We start from the raw sequence: 16,743 nt of genomic DNA, 5'->3' as shown, positions 1-16,743 counted from the left end.
GAGGGGGATGACCAGAGCAGGCCGGTGCCCTTAGCCCGTGACCTTCTTGAGGTGGTAGGATTTAGGACGTGTCAGGTTGTGATAGCCGATAACGGAAAGGCCGCCGCCGCGTCCGGTGTTCTTGCACCCGGTCCAGCAAAGACCCGGGTCCAGATAGTCGGCCCGGTTCATGAATACGGTCCCGGTTTCAATCCGGTCACCCACTTTGGCGGCGCGATCCACATCACGGGTCCACAAACTGGCGGTCAGACCGAACTCGCTATCGTTCATCAACGCAATCGCCTCGTCATCCGAAGATACCTTCATGATACCAACAACCGGCCCAAAGCTTTCATCCCGCATCACACGCATGTCGTGCGTGACGTTGGTCAGGATTTGCGGCGTCAGGTAAGCCCCGCCATCATCCTCGGGGAAGGTTTCAATATGGGCAACGGCACCGGCCTCAACCGCCTCAGCGATCTGGGCGCGCACCTCATCGGCAAAGCGCACATTGGCCATCGGCCCAATCGTGGTCTCCGAATCCAGCGGATTGCCCAGTTTATAGCCCTTCACAACCTCAACTGCCTTGGCAACGAACGCGTCATATAGGCTTTCATGGACGTAGATCCGTTCGATCCCGCAGCAGCACTGACCCGAATTGAACATGGCCCCGTCGATCAGAGTATCTACGGCCGCGTCCAAATCGGCGTCCTCCATGACATAGCCAGGGTCTTTGCCACCCAGTTCAGTGCTGACACCGGTGAACGTCCCCGCCGCTGCACGCTCCATCGCCTGACCGCCACCGACCGAGCCGGTGAAATTCACGAAGTCAAACGCATTGCCTGCGATCAGATCGTTGGTCACGTCATGGCTCAGGAACACGTTCTGAAACACATCCTCGGGCACACCGGCCGAGTGGAAAGCCCTGGCCATCCGCTCACCCACAAGCAGCGTTTGTGTGGCATGCTTCAGGACCACGGTATTCCCCGCAATCAGCGCCGGAGCCACTGTATTGATCGCCGTCATGTAAGGATAATTCCAAGGTGCGACCACGAACACGACGCCATGCGGGATACGCTTGATGTACCGCTTGAAGGTCTCATCCTCACCCACTGCGATATCGGCCAGAGACGTCTCAGCAATCTCAGCCATGTGGCTGGCGCGCTCATGAAAGCCACCAAATTCACCGCCATAGCGTACCGGACGCCCCATCATATGCGCCAGCTCGGGCACGATCTCGTCGTTCATCGCACCAACTGCGGCGACGCCCGCCATCACCAGATCAGTCCGCTCCTGCAACGGCCGCGCCGCCCAGTCGCCTTGCGCTGCCCGCGCCCGCGCCGCTGCCTCAAAGGCGGCTTCCCGCGACAGAACCTCACGTTCTGCAAAAACCGATCCATCAATCGGCGAGACACATTTCAACATCTGCCCCATCTTCACTCCATTTCGAATGACAGCAGGATCCCCTGCTTCATCTGGCCTAAAATATCCCGGGGGTCTGGGGGCAGAGCCCCCAGCCAGCCCTCTAAGCGCGTTCAAACCCACGCGCGATTTCCCAATCGGTCACCACACGCTCAAACTCTTCGATTTCGACTTCTGCCGCCCGGGCATAGTGATCGACCACGTCGTCGCCCATTGCCGCTCGTAACATCCCCGATCCATGCAGCGCATCCCGCGCCGCGCGCAGGTTGGCGGGGATCATGCCTGTTTCGCCCTGATACACATCGCCCTTGGTCGGCGCCTGCAACTCCAGCCCTTCCTCGATCCCTGCAATCCCGGCGGCCAGCATCCCGGCAATCGCCAGATAGGGGTTCATGTCCGAGCCCGGGATACGGCATTCAACCCGCACCGCCTTTGTACCATCGCCACACAGGCGGAACCCGGCGGTTCGGTTGTCCACCGACCAAATGATCCGCGTGGGCGCAAACGTTCCTTTCATGAACCGCTTATAGCTGTTGATGTAAGGGGCCATGAAATAGGTATAGTCAGCGGCATACTTCAACAGTCCCGCCATATAGTTCTTCATCAGCGCCGACATGCCCAATTCATCCGCTTCATCGTAGAATACAGGCTTGCCATCGGCCCAAAGCGACTGGTGTACGTGCGAGGAACTGCCAACTTTGTCATGATGCCATTTCGGCAGGAATGTCGCCGCATGACCGTGCTGCCAGGCGATCTCTTTCACCGCGTTTTTTGCGATCGAGTGATACTCGGCCGTGTCCATGGCTGGCGCGTACTTGATATTCAGCTCTTCTTGCCCGGTCTCGGCCTCGCCCTTCGAGTTCTCAACCGGTATCCCCGCATCCCACAGATGGTTGCGGATCGGTCGCATCACATGCTCTTCCTTGGTGGTCTGCAGGATGTGATAGTCTTCGTTATAGCCCGAGATCGGCTCCAGATCGCGGAACCCCTCCTTGCGGATCTGGTCAAAGCTCTTTTCGAATAGAAAGAACTCCAGCTCAGTCGCGCACATGGCGTCGTATCCCATGGCTTTCAGCCGATTCACCTGCTTTTTCAGAATGGACCGCGGTGCGTGTGGCACTTCTTCGTGCGTGTGGTGATCCAGCACATCACACATCACCATAGCTGTACCTTCCAGCCATGGTACCGGGCGCAGAGTGTTTAGGTCGGGCTTCATGACATAGTCGCCATAGCCGCGCTCCCAGCTGGTCGCCGCGTAGCCGTCGGGCGTCGCCATCTCGAGATCTGTGGCCAGCAGGTAGTTACAGCAATGGGTCTCTTCCCAGGCACCGGCCACAAAATGACCGGCATGGAACCGTTTGCCCATCAAACGCCCCTGCATATCGACCATGCAAACCAGCACGGTGTCGATGTCCCCGGCAGAAACCTGTGTCTTTAGATGCTCCAGTGTCAGCATGAGATACCTCTGGCAAGTGCGCGTATTCTGGTCGAAAGTTCAAAGTTCTTATGGCAACCGGCCCGTTCGAGAACGGACCGGTTCTTTTGCGTTAGCCGTAGCGGTAAGGCCGACCGGCCTTGAGCATTTCGGCGTTGTAGCGCTTGAAGATGTCGACGACCTTTGCCTTGGTTTCCGACTCTGCAGCGATTTCATCCCAGAATTTGACGGCGGCTTCCTCGACGGTCGCCCATTCCTCGTCTGGGATCGTTGTCAGCTGCATCTTGGTGCCGTTGACGCGCAGGTTGGCCTCGCCGCCCCAATACCACCACTGACGATAGTAGTGCGATTGGTCACAGCATACCTTGAACAGGGTCTGCAAATCCTCGGGCAGTTCGTTCCAGCGATCCATATTGGCAAAGAAGTGACCCGCCCATGCGCCCGACACGTTGTTGGTCAGGAAGTAGTTGGTCACGTCGGCCCACCCAACGGTGTAGTCTTCGGTGATACCCGACCAGGCGATACCGTCCAGCTCGCCGGTCTGAACCGCGACTTCGATGTCTTCCCACGGCAGGGTCACCGGCACGACGCCGAACTGCGACAGGAAGCGGCCCGCTGTCGGGAAGGTGAAGATACGTTTGCCCTTCATGTCTTCCAGCGAGTTGATTGGGTCCTTGGTCGCAAAGTGGCACGGGTCCCATGCCCCGGCGCTGATGTGTTTGACGCCAACCTTCGAGTATTCCTCGTCCCAGATCTCGTTCAGGCCCCACTGGTTGAACAGCACGGGCACGTCCAGCGAATAGCGCGACGCAAATGGGAAGTACCCGCCGAACACGGTCACTTCGGTCGGTGACGCCATCGAGTCATCGTCCGACTGCACCGCGTCGATCGTGCCCTTCTGCATCGCCCGGAACAACTCTCCGGTGGGGACCAGCTGATCGGCATAGAAAAGTTCGATCTGCATCCGGTCGCCGGCAATCTGGTTGAACATCTTGATCGCGGGATCAATCACGTGCTCGGCCAGCGCCGCTCCGGCATAGGTCTGCATCCGCCACGTGATCGTGCTCTGCGCCAGCGCGGGTGTTGCCAGCGGTGCCGCCGCAACGCCAACCCCGGCGGTTTTCAAAAACTTACGTCTTGTTGTCATGTCAATTTCCTCTCCGTTAAAGTTTCGGTGCCCGTTCGCCGGGCATTCTTGTTAATTTCCATAGACATATCCGGGCAGCCACAGGGCGAGCTCCGGGAAAATCATGACGATCGTCAGCGCCAGCACCATCACCGCGACAAAAGGAAAGATCGAGGTGTAGATGTCCTTCAGGCTGATCTCAGGCGGTGCCATCGCGCGCATCAGAAACAGGTTATAGCCGAACGGCGGGGTCATATAGGCGATCTGTGTGGTGATCGTGTAGAGCACACCATACCAGATCAGATCAAAACCCAGCTCACCGACCAAGGGGACATACAGCGGGGCCACGATCACCAGCATCGCGGTATCGTCCAGAAACGTGCCCATCACGATAAAGCTGAGCTGCATGAGGATCAGGATCATCCATGGCGACAGGCCGAGCTGATCCGTGAACAGGTTCTCGATGGCCTTCACCGCGCCCAACCCGTCGAACACAGCCCCAAAGCCCAGCGCTGCCAGAATGATCCACATGAACATGCATGAGATCATCAGTGTCTGCTTTGTGCAGTCTTCAAAGATCTTCCACGTCATCCGCCGCTTTACGACCGAGACGAACAAGGCGGTCAGCGCCCCGATGGCCGAGCTTTCCACGAGCGAGGTCCAGCCGTTCACAAAGGGCACCATCATGGCGGCGAAAATGACCAGCGGCAGCACCCCTGCCCCCAACAGACGGATTTTCTCGGCCCGCGACACTTCATGTGCGTCTTCCATGGCGGGGCCAAGCTGGGGCTGAATGCGGCAGCGGATCCAGATGTAGAGGATGAACAAAGCGGCCATCATCAAGCCCGGAACGATACCGGCCAGCCAGAGCTGCCCGACAGGTTGACGCGCGATCATCGCATACAGCACCAGCACCACAGATGGCGGCACAAGGATGCCCAAACTGGACCCGGCCTGAATGACACCGGTCACCATGGTTTTGTCATAGCCGCGCCGCAGCAGTTCGGGCAGCGCAATGGTTGCACCAATCGCCATGCCCGCAACGCTAAGGCCATTCATCGCGGACACAAGCACCATCAGCCCGATCGTACCGATCGCCAACCCACCATTGATCGGCCCCATCCAGACGTGGAACATCCGGTAAAGGTCATCTGCAAGGCGGCTCTCGCTGAGGACATATCCCATGAAAATGAACATCGGCAGCGTCAGCAGCGGATACCATTTCATCAGCTTCATCGCGGCTGAGAATGTGATGTCTTGCCCGCCTGTACCCCATAGGGCCAACGCGGCAATGGTGGCCACTGCTCCGATCGCGCCAAAGACACGCTGACCTGTAAACAGCATCAGCATCATCAGCGCGAACATGAAGATGGCGATATATTCCTGGCTCATGCCCGTGAGACCCCGATTTCCTGCCCGTTGATCCGGGCTATGTCTTTGAAGAATTCCGATATCGCCTGCAGCAGCATCAGGAAAAAGCCGAACACCATGATGGACTTGATCGGCCAGATATAAGGCCGCCACGCCGTCGAAGAACGTTCAAGCCGGCCGATCTCTTCGCTGCCAGTCAGCAGGCCGACAAAGTAGGAAACCGGCTCGTCCCCCCAATACCCAAGGCTATAGGCGGTTGACCCAAGTCCGCCGTAGAACAGTACGCCCAGATAGAAGATCAGAAGCAGAACCGTGATCGCATCGAACCAGGCTTTTCGGTGCGGGCTCCAGTTGTGATAGAACAGGTCCATCCGCACGCTTTCCCCAGCCTGTACCGAGTACGGGCCGCCCAGGATGTAATAGGTCACCATCGCGAACTGCGCCATTTCCAGCGTCCAGAGCGACGGCAGAAAGAAGGTTTTCGAGATCGAGGACCACAGCAGGATGCCCATCATCACGAACAGACCCCACATCATGACCCGGCCAATCCGGTAGTTGACCGCATCGACGATCCGAACATATGCCGCCATTGCTTTGATCACGCCGCGCCCTCTTTTTGAAATTCCACGAGGCTCTGCTGTAACCATGACACCAAGTAGTCGGCCATCGCCTCTTGCTGTTGGGGTGTCTGGATCAGGTCGTTGCGTATCTCGATCATGACGTTTGGCAGGCCCTGTGATACGGCCTGCGCGTCTAAGGTGTGGGCGACACCATCTGCGGCCGAGTACGGCTCGTTCAAACGGGTCACAAAGGGCTGATCCGTTGGCACCGCCGCCATCATGACCCGCGCGAACCGGTCATCGGCACCATGCAGCACGCCCAGTTCAACCTCGCGTTTCTGGCCATGGTAAACGGGCGTAAAGCTGTGGATTGTCACCATAAGCTCAAGCGTTCCGCGGTTTTCGGCAATCAGATCAGACAGCGCTTTGGTGAAAGGCCTGTAGATCCCCTCGACCCGGTGCTGACGATCCTGTTCGGACAGCCCGATATTGGCGGGAATCCGATAATCCTCGCTGCGTTCTGGCATTGCTCCGGGGGATTCGGGCGGACGATTGCAGTCATAGACCAGCCGCGACACACCGCCATGCACCAGCGGGGCCGACATGCGCTTGGCGATCCCCTGCGCCACGGACAGCGCCCCTGGATCCCATGCGATATGGCTGCGCAGCGCATCCTGGGACAACCCCATGTCCCCAAGAAACTTGGGGATGCGATTGGACGCGTGTTCGCAGACCAGCACCACCGAAAAGGGGCCATCTGTCATGTCAGTGTGAACGACTGTTCCAAAGTCCAAGTTTCTGCCCTGCGATTCCTAGAAAGCCCGAGTGTGGAAAAATTTCCACATGAGACCTTAACCTGTCAATAATTTTCCTGTACAAAATTCACCACTCTTGAACTTGCTGAAAAAATATTCACACTACGCTACAAAGGATGCAGGAGGTACACCGCGTGCGGGTGACAGACAGGCTTCTGGCCCACAAAGACAAGATGACCCCATCCGAGCGGCAATTGGTCAGTGTCCTGCTGGACGATTACCCAATGGCTGGCTTGGGAAGCATCACGGAACTGGCCAGCACGGCCTCGGTCTCGACCACGACGGTCGCGCGGATGCTTCAGAAAACCGGATTTGACGGCTATCCCCAGTTTCAGGCCGCCCTGCGCGGCGAAGTGAAAGAGATGATCTCTGGGCCGGTCGCCAAGCGCGACCTTTGGCAGAACGATCTGCCCGAAGAACACATTCTGAACCGCTATTCTCAGCAAACGCTTGCCAACCAAAAGCGCACGATTGATGAGGTCGACCCGGACGAATTCGACAGTTTCTGCAACCTGCTTTGTGACCCCGAACGGCGCATCTTTATCACCGGTGGTCGCATCACCGGCACGCTGGCGCAGTATCTGTACCTGCACCTGCAGATGATCCGCCCGGACGTGCGTCTGCTGCCCGTTGCGGCATCGTGGACGCATGATCTGCTGGACGTCCGCAAGGGGGATGTCCTGGTGGCGCTGGATGTTCGTCGATACGAGAATTCTTCGCTGTTGATCGGCCAGCTCTGCCACGAGCGTGAGGCTGAGATCGTCTTGTTCACGGATCAATGGCGATCACCTATTCACAGGCTGGCCAAGCACACCTTTGCCGCCCGGATCGCTGTGCCGTCGGCCTGGGATTCCATGGCTGCCATTCTGGTCCTGATGGAATGCGTCATTGCCGAGGTGCAAGAGCGTCTGTGGGATTCGGTCAAAGAAAGAACAGATGAGCTGGAACAGGCCTTCGACCGCACCAAGCTGTTCCGAAAGTTTGGCCAAAGCGCCGGTTCGTAACGCCTTTTCCCTTTCAACCGGAACAACTGCGCGTGATGAGTGTTGCCAGCCGGAGGGCGGGCGTTCACTTTGAAGTCATGAGTTTCGTGACCGACAACCAACTGCCCCTGCTGATCCTGTTTTTTCTGATCGGATCGGTTGGCACAGCGTTCCTGTTCCGCAAACCCGCCGGGCACAGGGCCTGGAAACTGGCTGATCTGGTCTGGGTTGTGCTGGGCGGGGTTGGTGCGCTGGTGGCCGTTATGGCGGGCCTCTACTCCTCGGACAGTTCCAGATTGGACCGGCAAATCGACGTGGCCTATGCCGCAACACTGGCCTTTGATCGCGATGCCGCACGGTTCCGGCTGCGTTTCTGCGATCCTGCGTTCGACCCCGATACCGCCGTTCTGTGCGACCGGGTCGAGTTCCTTTCGGCTTCAACAGCCAGCAACGCCGACCTGCCCTTGTTCATCGCCGTCACAAACGAAGTCGCGCCGCTGCAGGGGCTGCATTTCCTGTTCGGACGGCAGGAAAAGGACGAGATGGAACAGATGTCCGCCAAGGCGGATGCGTTCGACATCGACCAGTTTCTTGTCTTCACGACACTTGATGAGGCAACGCAGACCGCAATCGACAACATGCGTCGCAAGGTGCCTGCGATTGCCGGGGACTATCTGATCCTGGCGCAGAGTTACGACGATCTGGTGGAACAGGTCGCCAAACTGAAGGACGAATGGGAATACCTGCAGGCCAACGCGCATATTCTGGTCTTGCAGATCGTCGCCCTATGCCTCGTCAGCTTCGCAGCCCCCTTCCGTCTTGGAAAATCCATCGTCGAGCTGCGCGCCACGGTCAGCGACGATATGCCTGAGCCAACCGTTCAGGATCTACCCCCAGAAAATACCGTGTCAGAGTCCACAGATTTCGCGCGCCACGACGCAACCACCCCACCCTCTGATAGCGGTCCGCGCTCGTAAAAGCCCTGGTGGGCAGCACCACGATACCGCGCAAGCGACGGACAAGGGCGACGTCTTCCATCAATGGCTGATCGCAATAGCCACCGACCTGTTGATACATCGCGCGCGGGATCAGCAGGCCTTGATCGCCGTACGGCAGCCCGAACAGACGGCTGCGCAGATTGGCCCAGCCCGCCACCCATGTCGGCGCAAAGCCCGAAGCCCTGAATGCCAATCGGAATACCGCCGGTGCCCCGGTGCTCAGGTGATCGCCCACAGGCTTGCTCCAGCCTTCCTGCAATAACGTATCGGCGTGCAGAACCAGCAGCCACTCCCCCTTGGCCGCCGCACATCCCCGCGCCAATTGCCCGCCGCGCGAGGGTGGCCCGGTAACGATCTCGGCGCCGGCCTCATCTGCAATCCCAACGGTCTGATCAGTCGATCCACCATCCGAGACGATCAACTCGCGGATCAGCCCCGTATGCAACCCCTCCATCAACGCCCCAAGGGTCGCCGGAAGGCTATCGCCTGCGTTCAGGGTCGGGATAACGATGCTAATCGGTGCAGGCACTGTGGAAACCCTCTGGTCATGACGGAGGAAACTCCTATATCACGAGGCCCGAGGAAAAGACGAGGACAACTCAGATGCCCAACCGCCGAATTTTGCGCCTCAGCGGCTCGGACACAGACAGCTTTCTGCAAGGGCTGGTGACCAATAGTATCGAAGGGTTGGATACCGGGCTGGTCTATACCGCCCTGCTGACGCCTCAGGGCAAGTATCTGGCGGATTTTTTCCTGAAACGCGACGGTGGCGCAGTGTTGCTGGACGTGGCCGAAGACCTTGCCGATGGTTTGGTCAAACGGCTGGGCATGTACAAGCTGCGCGCGGATGTTTCAATTGAGGACAGCGGTTTGAACCTGCAACGCGGCACCGGACCCGCGCCGGAGGGTGCCCTGCCCGATCCACGCCATCCGGATATGGGCTGGCGGGCCTATACCGCGCAGGAAGAAAGCGATGACGGCACCGACTGGGACGCGATCCGCGTGGGCCATTGCATCCCCGAAACCGGGATCGAACTGACGCCAGACAGCTATATCCTGGAGGCAGGGTTCGAAGTGCTGAACGGCGTGGATTTCAAGAAGGGCTGCTATGTCGGGCAGGAAGTCACCGCACGGATGAAGCACAAGACCGAATTGCGCAAAGGCCTTCGCAGTGTTGCTGTCGATGGGGCTGCTCCGGTTGGAACGGCCATCACATCGGGCGGAAAACCGGCGGGGACGCTGTTCACCCAATCCAATGGCCGCGGGATCGCCTATCTGCGCCTCGACCGCGTTGGGGATGATATGCAGGCCGATGGCGCCACGATCCGGCTAATCTCCTAAACTTGTTGCCAAACCGGCACGCCGGACACACCGCCGCACAGTCTCAGGTTTGAACATAGCCAAGCGCGCTGTCACACTGGCCTGAGTTCAGCAATCCGGATTGGCTCATGTTCCAGTTATACCGAGCGATCTGGCGCGCCAGCGCCGGGCGGCAGATCATCCTCATTGTTTTGTCCATTGCCATTGCAGGCCTGGCCGCGGTCCCGCTTGAGTTTCAGCGCGATATCATCAACCACCTGACCGCAGACGATGTCAGCACCGATAAGCTGATCTATCTTGGCATGGGCATGATGTCCGTGATCTTGCTCAGCCTTGGCTTGAAATGGTTGCTGGGCTACCGCGCCGGGACGTTGGGCGAGGACCTGATCCGCATGATCCGCCAAAGGCTTCTGGTGCGGGCCCAAGATGTAAACGGGTCTGGCGAAACCGTGCGCAAAGGCACGATGACCACGGCAATCTCGGCCGAAGCGGAAGAGCTGGGAAAGTTCGCAGGAGGCGCGTTTTCGGATCCAGTTGTTCAGATCGGCACCCTGATCAGCGTCATCGGCTATATTTCATCGACGCAACCCGGTTTGGGGATGATTGCGTTCTCAATGATCGTGCCGCAGATCATCATTGTCCTGATTTCCCAGCGCAAAGTGAACGTCTTCGTCGCTGAACGTGTCCGAATTCTGCGCGGCGCCACCGATAAACTGAACGTTGAGCAGATCAATGACATCGCGCGCGAGGTCGAGGCACAGTTCGACGACATCTACGAAACGCGGCGCAAAATGTTCATCTGGAAGCTTTCGGCCAAGTTTCTGCTGAGCGTGATTAACGGAGCCGGAACAGTGGGCGTTCTGATGCTGGGCGGCTATCTGGTTCTGAACGGGAAAACAGATGTCGGTACAGTGGTCGCGGCCACCAGCGGGCTCAGCCGTATTCAGGGGCCCACGGCGTTCCTGATCGCCTTTTACCGACAGGTCAGCGCAAACCGCATCAAATACGAGCTTATGCTTGAACTGTTCGGCCCCAACCCGGAACGCTATCGGCACATCAAGCAAAGGAAATAAAAAACCGCGCGGCACAGGTCCGCGCGGTTTTCGAGTATTCGTATGAACGCGTGCTTACGCGCGCTCGGAATATTCCATGGACTCGGTGTTCACGACGATCATCTCATCCTGGCCGATGAATGGCGGCACCATGACCTTGACGCCATTGTCCAGAACCGCCGGCTTGAACGAGTTCGCAGCGGTCTGACCTTTGACCACCGGCTCGGTCTCGACGATCTTGCAGGTGACCTTTTGGGGCAGCGTGGCGTTCAGCGCTTCGCTTTCGTAAAACTCGACCACGATGGTCATGCCGTCCTGCAGAAACGGGCGGCGTTCGCCCAGCAGGTCGGCGGGCAGTTCGATTTGCTCATAGGTTTCGGAATCCATGAACACCAACATGCCGTCGGATTCGTACAGGAACTGCTGATCTTTCTGTTCCAAACGCACGCGTTCAACTTTGTCCGCAGACCGGAAGCGTTCGTTCAGTTTCGATCCGTTCCGCAGGTTGCGCAGCTCGACCTGCGCAAAAGCCCCGCCTTTACCGGGCTTTACGTGGTCAACCTTGACCGCCGCCCACAGCCCGTCGTTATGCTCAAGCACGTTGCCGGGGCGAATTTCGTTCCCATTTATCTTGGGCATGACATAAATCCTTCACAAACGGTTGATGCGTCAGTTCCCGTCCCTATATCTGGCGGGATCACACCTGACAAGACAACGAAACCTAGTGCTGCAACTGCAGCAAGCTATGCGGGTGACGCAACGCAACTATGCATTTTAGCTGTATCCGAATCGCACCTAATAGGTCATAAGGACCCTCACGCCGAAAATGCAAGAGCAAGAACAACAAGGAAGACGAGATGAGAGATTTCGTTGACGGCACTGCCTTTAACAATGAGCAAGGCAATCGTGCACGCAAACTTTTCGCGGCCGTTGTGTTGGCTGCACTGGATGACGCTATCGCCGATGACAAGAAATACGGCAATGGCCCCGAACAGATCGCCCGTTGGGCCCGCTCGCGCGATGGTCGCGAGGTGCTGTCCTGCGCGGGTATCGACCCCAATGAACGGGTTGTCAGCGGCCTGATGGAATTCGTTGGTCGTGGTGTCCGCACCTCGGTCGCGCTGTCGCGTGAAGAAAGCGAACGCCGCAACGCCGCTCAGCAAGCAGAAGCTGCCTGATCCAAGGCGACTTTCCTATGAAAAAGCGCGCTCCCATATTTGGGGCGCGTTTTTCTTTTGTCCGGTGTCAAAAGAATAAAAACCATTGTCGCGCGACCCACAGCTCGGCCATCAAAAGCACGGCAAAAAACGCTTTAGCCCAGGCTGGCATTCCACGCCTCCACAACACCACGTAACACGCAACACAAGCCGCAGCAGACACAGGTGCGACCCAAAGGGCATGGTGGTTGCTGTCCCAATAGCTGACCGGGCTGCGAAACACCCAATCACTGATCGGCCAGAATTGAGGACGCCCATCCCCGGCATGCAGCAGGAAATCCATCGTCAAATGCAGCAAACCCGCAGACGCCGCGACGATCAGAACCTGCCACCCTCTCCACATTCCGACCAAAAGGGCTGTGCCCCATATGATAAAGGAATTGTCGATCGCAAACACTGTCTGCCAACTATCAGAAAAGTAGAGCTGGTCGAAAACAACGCTTGGCGGAATTCCCAGCACATACAGCGAAGTGCCCGCCATCACATACAGCGACAGGTCTGGCAACAATGAGCCCAACAGGGCCGCCCACAGGACACGCCCATGGGGCGGACGGGCAAAGGCGGCGGCTCCGATCAAAAGATGCGCGGGCGTATTCAACTGGGGCTTTTCCTTTGCCTGCAAATCAGGTCATCTGCGCCAGAGCATAGGAGACAGGCCATGGTTCGGTCCATCATGATTCAGGGCACCGGCAGCAATGTCGGGAAATCGGTTCTTGTGGCCGGTCTGGCGCGGGCCTTTACTCGGCGCGGGTTGCGCGTTGCGCCGTTCAAACCGCAGAACATGTCGAACAACGCTGCCGTCTCCGAAAACGGCGGCGAGATCGGCCGCGCGCAGGCTTTGCAGGCGCGTGCGGCCCGGCGCGCGACCCATACGGACATGAACCCGATCCTCTTGAAGCCGGAAACCGATACGGGTGCCCAGATCATCGTGCAGGGCCAGCGCGCGGGTACCATGAAGGCCGGGGATTATCGCAAAGACAAATCCAAACTGCTGGGCGCTGCGCTGGAAAGCTTTAACCGTCTGTGCAGCGACGCTGATCTGGTTCTGATCGAAGGCGCTGGCAGCCCGGCCGAAACCAACCTGCGCAAGGGCGACATTGCCAATATGGGATTTGCCTGCGCCGCTGGTGTGCCGGTCATTCTGGTCGGCGACATTCACCGCGGCGGTGTGATTGCGCAGATCGTCGGAACTCAGGCGGTTCTGGATGCGGAGGACCTGAAGATGATCCGGGGATTTGCCGTCAACCGGTTCAAGGGCGACGTATCCTTGTTTGATGAAGGCCGCGACGACATCGCCGAACGCACCGGATGGCCGTGTCTGGGCGTTGTCCCGTGGTTCCACGACGCGTGGAAATTGCCCGCCGAGGACATGATGGATATCCGCTCTCACTCGGGCGGGGCCTGCAAGGTGGTCGTGCCGCAGCTGGAGCGTATGGCCAATTTCGATGACCTCGATCCGCTGTCCGCCGAACCCGGTGTCAGCGTCGAGATCGTCCCGGCCGGTCGCGCCCTGCCCGGCGACGCGGATCTGGTTCTGCTGCCCGGCAGCAAGTCCACGATCGGGGATCTGGCCTATTTCCGGGCACAAGGCTGGGACGTTGACATTTACGCGCATGTCCGCCGAGGGGGGCACGTGCTGGGCTTGTGTGGCGGGTATCAAATGCTGGGCAAGACCATCGCGGACCCGGATGGCGTCGATGGACGACCGGGCACCGTCGAAGGGCTGGGCCTGCTGGATGTCGAGACCGTGATGGCCGGTCAGAAACAGGTGAAACTGACCTCGGCCCGCGCCCTTGACGGGGGTGAGCCGGTGTCCGGCTATGAAATCCACATGGGCCGCACCGAAGGGCCTGATTGCGCCCGTGCTTGGCTGGAGGTCGACGGACGGCCAGAAGGCGCTGTGAACGCCTCGGGCCGTATCCGCGGCAGTTACCTACACGGTATCTTCAGTTCGGATACGTTCCGCGCCTCGTACCTGTCGCAGCTGGGTGTGCAGTCAAATCTGTCCTACGAAGACGGAGTTGAAGATACGCTGGATGCCTTGGCGGACCACCTTGAACGGACTATGGATCTGGACCACCTGCTTGCGCTTGCTGAACAGCCGAAACGGGCCTGATCGTTACTCGAGGTTCTTTTCCGCCAGAGCTTTGTAGATCTCACGCCGGACCATCTTACGGACGTTGCGGGTGATGCGTTCACCCAACACACCCTGCAACTCTTCGCGTACAACCTCAGCAATCAGCTTGCGCAGCGCGTCTTCGCCGATATCCGCCATTGCGCTTTCTTCCGCCGTTTCCTCGACGGGGTGTGCGGGCGTAGCATTCGTCACCTCGGGATCACGAACAAAGGTTGCCTTGGTCGTCGCCACAGCCTCTTTGGCTTCTGTCTTTGGCGGCTCGGCCTTCGTAACCTCAGTATCCGCGAACTCGTTGCGTGCACTGAATTCAAGTGCTTTGGCCGGAGTACCGGAATACTCGTCTTCGCTGTCGCCGTCCGGCTCCCACTGATCTTCGGTGCGGGCGATCGCGGCCTCAAGCGCCTCGATCTTTGCGCTCAGACTGTTGGTTGCGTCCTTGGGCGGCTCTGACGCGGCCTGTTCTTTGTTGGCCGGGTCTTCGCGATTCACGATATCGCAGGCGCGCAACAGCATCGGCTTGACCGACGCATCAGCAGTATAGGTTTGTTCAGCTTCGGCCTCGTCTTCCGGCCCGTCCTGAATGCTCGAGGTTCCACCAACGCGCAGCGCCTCGGTCAGGACCAATCGCCCGGGCTTGCGGGCGATTGACGGTGGCATAACGTCGGTGCTGTTCTGACCTTTTTCACCGACCAGCCGTTTGATCGAGGACAACACGTCCTCTACTCTGCCGTTCACGACTTTATCCGTCATTGTTCTCTACCGCTCTATCCTCAGGATTGAGTGTAGCCAAACAAACCGGGCGTCACAACAGGTAGTATTGGCCCTTAGTCGCGGCGCAACGCTTTGAGAACGCGATCCAGGTCCCGGCTTTGTCTGCTGACCTGAGCTGGCGCTTTCTTGACCAGGTTGTAGTACAGCGTCGGGTCATAGATCTGAACGGCCAGCCCCAGACGTTCAGCTGTCAGCAAACCTTGTGCCTGCAGCAGCTGATAGGCGGCGCGCGACCGCTCGATGCGCGAGGCAACTTGTGCCAACTGCGCGTCCAGCAAATCCTGCTGTGCATTCAGAACGTCCAGCGTGGTCCGAGCGCCCAGCGTGGCCTCTTCGCGGATACCGTCAAACGCGACCTGCGATGCCCGCACCCGTTCGGTCGACGCCCGCAAGCTGGCTGTTGCTGCTTGGAATCGGGCATACGCCTCGGTCACACCCTGCGTAATGTCTTTCTGCACGTTCAACAGGTTGGCCCGCGATGCGTCCCGTGTCGCCATTGCCCGACGCACGTTCGCCGCCAGACGGCCACCGGCATAGATCGGCTGGTTGAAGTTCAGCGAGACGGTTGCATCTTCGATGTTGTCGTCGTTGTCATAGGTTTCCGTGATGCCCGCATCAGCGTTCAGGCTGACGTTTGGCCCAAGGTTGGCGCGCTGCTGCGCAACGATCAGATCAAATGCGCGCACCTGATGCTGCGCCGACAGGATGGCCGGGTGATTGCGCTGTGCGAGGCTGACGGCCTGCGCTTCCGAGCTTGGCAGGTTCGGCAGGCTCGGCTGTCCCGCCGTGCGGCCCGGTGATTTGCCAACGGCATTCACGTATTCTGCCTGCGCAGTGTCCAGGTTACCCCGTGCGACAGCCAGATCGGCCTGCGAGCTTGCAAGCTGGGCTTGCGACAGTGCGACGTCAGTCCGTGTCACCTCGCCCACGTCAAACCTGTCCTGCGACGCGCGCAGTTCTTCGGCCGACACGTCGACGTTGTTCAGACGAATCTGTACGGTTTCTTCCTGAAGAAGAACCTCAAGATATGCATTTGCGCCGCGGAACAGCACCTGTTGTTCAATGTCCAGCAGGGTTTGCCGTGTCGACAGCACCGTTTCCTGCGCGGATTGCTTGCCCAGCACCGCCGCGCCGCCGTCATACAGGAGCTGGCTCAGTGTCAGGCCCGTGAAAAAGTTGTTTGGTTCCGTACGTGTCACAGTATCGCTGATGTTACGTCGGTTGTAGTTGCTGCTGATTGCCACCGTCCAGTTGATGATCGGTCGCAGCGCCGAAAGTGCGATTGCGACGTCTTCGTCCGCTGCCCGCAGCAATGCCCGGTTCTGCTCTAGCAAACCACTGGTGTTATACGCGCCGATGAAGGCGTCGGTAATGTTGTCGGCCCAAGCGGCACGACCCGGTACAAAACTAAGTGCGACCCCTGCAGTCAGTGCCAGCGCCCTGACCAGCTTTCCTCCCGCCATAGAACTCATAACGAAATCCTCTCAAATCAAAATTACGCTGCCCTGCCGACAGTTTGCGTGTTTATGTTCAACTAATCAAGGCAGCAGCGCAAAC

At 58.7% G+C, this 16,743-nt stretch carries 16 protein-coding genes and 1 pseudogene; 6 read left to right on the top strand and 11 right to left on the bottom strand.

Translation table 11 applies throughout. From position 1 onward, the window contains the following. Window positions 1-30: 30 nt before the first annotated feature. From J7416_RS01815 to J7416_RS01790, 6 genes are all read right to left on the bottom strand, one after another. Window positions 31-1,413 carry an aldehyde dehydrogenase family protein gene (locus tag J7416_RS01815; protein ID WP_209222506.1) on the bottom strand — a complete coding sequence of 461 codons (1,383 nt, stop codon included), beginning with the start codon at window positions 1,411-1,413 and terminating at the stop codon, window positions 31-33. A gap of 91 nt (window positions 1,414-1,504) precedes the next feature. After that, window positions 1,505-2,857 carry a glutamine synthetase family protein gene (locus tag J7416_RS01810; RefSeq protein ID WP_209222504.1) on the bottom strand — a complete coding sequence of 451 codons (1,353 nt, stop codon included), beginning with the start codon at window positions 2,855-2,857 and terminating at the stop codon, window positions 1,505-1,507. Window positions 2,858-2,948: 91 nt separating this feature from the next. Beyond that, on the bottom strand, window positions 2,949-3,983 hold the full coding sequence (locus tag J7416_RS01805) for a TRAP transporter substrate-binding protein (RefSeq protein ID WP_209222502.1): 1,035 nt from the start codon (window positions 3,981-3,983) through the stop codon (window positions 2,949-2,951). A gap of 51 nt (window positions 3,984-4,034) precedes the next feature. Then, window positions 4,035-5,354, bottom strand: coding sequence for a TRAP transporter large permease subunit (locus J7416_RS01800; protein WP_209222500.1), 1,320 nt, complete (start codon window positions 5,352-5,354; stop codon window positions 4,035-4,037). Beyond that, a complete protein-coding gene (locus J7416_RS01795; RefSeq protein ID WP_348540241.1) occupies window positions 5,351-5,935 on the bottom strand; it encodes a TRAP transporter small permease subunit in 585 nt (194 codons plus the stop codon). Before J7416_RS01795 ends, J7416_RS01800 begins: the two co-directional genes overlap by 4 nt. Continuing rightward, window positions 5,932-6,687: an N-formylglutamate amidohydrolase gene (locus tag J7416_RS01790; RefSeq protein ID WP_247744074.1), complete on the bottom strand. Its 756-nt coding sequence runs from the start codon at window positions 6,685-6,687 to the stop codon at window positions 5,932-5,934. Before J7416_RS01790 ends, J7416_RS01795 begins: the two co-directional genes overlap by 4 nt. A gap of 155 nt (window positions 6,688-6,842) precedes the next feature. On the opposite strand from J7416_RS01790, the gene J7416_RS01785 reads away from it, so the two are divergent. Together J7416_RS01785 and J7416_RS01780 are read left to right on the top strand one after the other, a co-directional pair. Continuing rightward, the gene (locus tag J7416_RS01785; RefSeq protein ID WP_348540240.1) at window positions 6,843-7,712 is read left to right on the top strand and encodes a MurR/RpiR family transcriptional regulator; all 870 of its coding nucleotides are present in this window, start codon (window positions 6,843-6,845) and stop codon (window positions 7,710-7,712) included. Window positions 7,713-7,789: 77 nt separating this feature from the next. Further along, window positions 7,790-8,536: pseudogene (locus J7416_RS01780) on the top strand (hypothetical protein); the annotation flags it as partial. A gap of 7 nt (window positions 8,537-8,543) precedes the next feature. On the opposite strand, the gene J7416_RS01775 reads toward J7416_RS01780, so the two are convergent. Further along, window positions 8,544-9,218, bottom strand: coding sequence for a TIGR04283 family arsenosugar biosynthesis glycosyltransferase (locus J7416_RS01775; protein ID WP_209222496.1), 675 nt, complete (start codon window positions 9,216-9,218; stop codon window positions 8,544-8,546). A 74-nt stretch (window positions 9,219-9,292) separates the two neighbouring features. On the opposite strand from J7416_RS01775, the gene J7416_RS01770 reads away from it, so the two are divergent. Together J7416_RS01770 and J7416_RS01765 are read left to right on the top strand one after the other, a co-directional pair. Beyond that, window positions 9,293-10,030 (top strand): folate-binding protein YgfZ, encoded by a 738-nt coding sequence (locus tag J7416_RS01770; protein WP_209222494.1) that lies wholly within the window; start codon window positions 9,293-9,295, stop codon window positions 10,028-10,030. Window positions 10,031-10,137: 107 nt separating this feature from the next. Further along, window positions 10,138-11,082 carry an ABC transporter transmembrane domain-containing protein gene (locus J7416_RS01765; protein WP_209222493.1) on the top strand — a complete coding sequence of 315 codons (945 nt, stop codon included), beginning with the start codon at window positions 10,138-10,140 and terminating at the stop codon, window positions 11,080-11,082. A 54-nt stretch (window positions 11,083-11,136) separates the two neighbouring features. Here J7416_RS01765 and efp read toward each other — a convergent pair whose 3' ends face one another. After that, complete coding sequence (gene efp / locus J7416_RS01760) at window positions 11,137-11,700, bottom strand: elongation factor P (protein ID WP_209222491.1); 564 nt, start codon at window positions 11,698-11,700, stop codon at window positions 11,137-11,139. Between the two features lie 218 nt (window positions 11,701-11,918). On the opposite strand from efp, the gene J7416_RS01755 reads away from it, so the two are divergent. Next, window positions 11,919-12,239, top strand: a complete 321-nt coding sequence (locus J7416_RS01755; protein ID WP_037310273.1) for a DUF6280 family protein — start codon at window positions 11,919-11,921, stop codon at window positions 12,237-12,239. A 67-nt stretch (window positions 12,240-12,306) separates the two neighbouring features. Here the strand turns inward: J7416_RS01755 and J7416_RS01750 are convergent, their stop codons facing one another. Beyond that, window positions 12,307-12,876, bottom strand: coding sequence for a cobalamin biosynthesis protein CobQ (locus J7416_RS01750; protein WP_209222489.1), 570 nt, complete (start codon window positions 12,874-12,876; stop codon window positions 12,307-12,309). A 60-nt stretch (window positions 12,877-12,936) separates the two neighbouring features. On the opposite strand from J7416_RS01750, the gene J7416_RS01745 reads away from it, so the two are divergent. Then, on the top strand, window positions 12,937-14,394 hold the full coding sequence (locus J7416_RS01745) for a cobyric acid synthase (protein WP_209222487.1): 1,458 nt from the start codon (window positions 12,937-12,939) through the stop codon (window positions 14,392-14,394). Window positions 14,395-14,397: 3 nt separating this feature from the next. Here the strand turns inward: J7416_RS01745 and J7416_RS01740 are convergent, their stop codons facing one another. Both J7416_RS01740 and J7416_RS01735 read right to left on the bottom strand, forming a co-directional pair. Beyond that, entirely contained in the window at window positions 14,398-15,165 is a 768-nt protein-coding gene (locus tag J7416_RS01740; RefSeq protein ID WP_209222485.1) for a hypothetical protein, read from the bottom strand. 74 nt (window positions 15,166-15,239) lie between these two features. Further along, window positions 15,240-16,658 carry a TolC family outer membrane protein gene (locus tag J7416_RS01735; RefSeq protein WP_209222483.1) on the bottom strand — a complete coding sequence of 473 codons (1,419 nt, stop codon included), beginning with the start codon at window positions 16,656-16,658 and terminating at the stop codon, window positions 15,240-15,242. Window positions 16,659-16,743: the final 85 nt, after the last annotated feature.

Source organism: Ruegeria sp. R14_0 (assembly GCF_017743975.1).
In the GTDB taxonomy this organism is placed as follows: domain Bacteria; phylum Pseudomonadota; class Alphaproteobacteria; order Rhodobacterales; family Rhodobacteraceae; genus Ruegeria.
The sequence above is the reverse complement of the archived record's forward strand: the minus strand, read 5'-3'. Positions and strand labels throughout refer to the sequence as shown.

Excerpts from the sequence above, each read along its gene's own strand:
- J7416_RS01755 (WP_037310273.1), top strand. The coding sequence starts at position 11,919 with ATGAGAGATTTCGTTGACGGCACTGCCTTTAACAATGAGCAAGGCAAT.
- J7416_RS01815 (WP_209222506.1), bottom strand. The coding sequence starts at position 1,413 with ATGGGGCAGATGTTGAAATGTGTCTCGCCGATTGATGGATCGGTTTTT.
- J7416_RS01735 (WP_209222483.1), bottom strand. The coding sequence starts at position 16,658 with ATGAGTTCTATGGCGGGAGGAAAGCTGGTCAGGGCGCTGGCACTGACT.
- J7416_RS01810 (WP_209222504.1), bottom strand. The coding sequence starts at position 2,857 with ATGCTGACACTGGAGCATCTAAAGACACAGGTTTCTGCCGGGGACATC.
- J7416_RS01740 (WP_209222485.1), bottom strand. The coding sequence starts at position 15,165 with ATGACGGATAAAGTCGTGAACGGCAGAGTAGAGGACGTGTTGTCCTCG.
- J7416_RS01770 (WP_209222494.1), top strand. The coding sequence starts at position 9,293 with ATGCCCAACCGCCGAATTTTGCGCCTCAGCGGCTCGGACACAGACAGC.
- J7416_RS01745 (WP_209222487.1), top strand. The coding sequence starts at position 12,937 with ATGGTTCGGTCCATCATGATTCAGGGCACCGGCAGCAATGTCGGGAAA.
- efp (WP_209222491.1), bottom strand. The coding sequence starts at position 11,700 with ATGCCCAAGATAAATGGGAACGAAATTCGCCCCGGCAACGTGCTTGAG.
- J7416_RS01765 (WP_209222493.1), top strand. The coding sequence starts at position 10,138 with ATGTTCCAGTTATACCGAGCGATCTGGCGCGCCAGCGCCGGGCGGCAG.
- J7416_RS01800 (WP_209222500.1), bottom strand. The coding sequence starts at position 5,354 with ATGAGCCAGGAATATATCGCCATCTTCATGTTCGCGCTGATGATGCTG.
- J7416_RS01805 (WP_209222502.1), bottom strand. The coding sequence starts at position 3,983 with ATGACAACAAGACGTAAGTTTTTGAAAACCGCCGGGGTTGGCGTTGCG.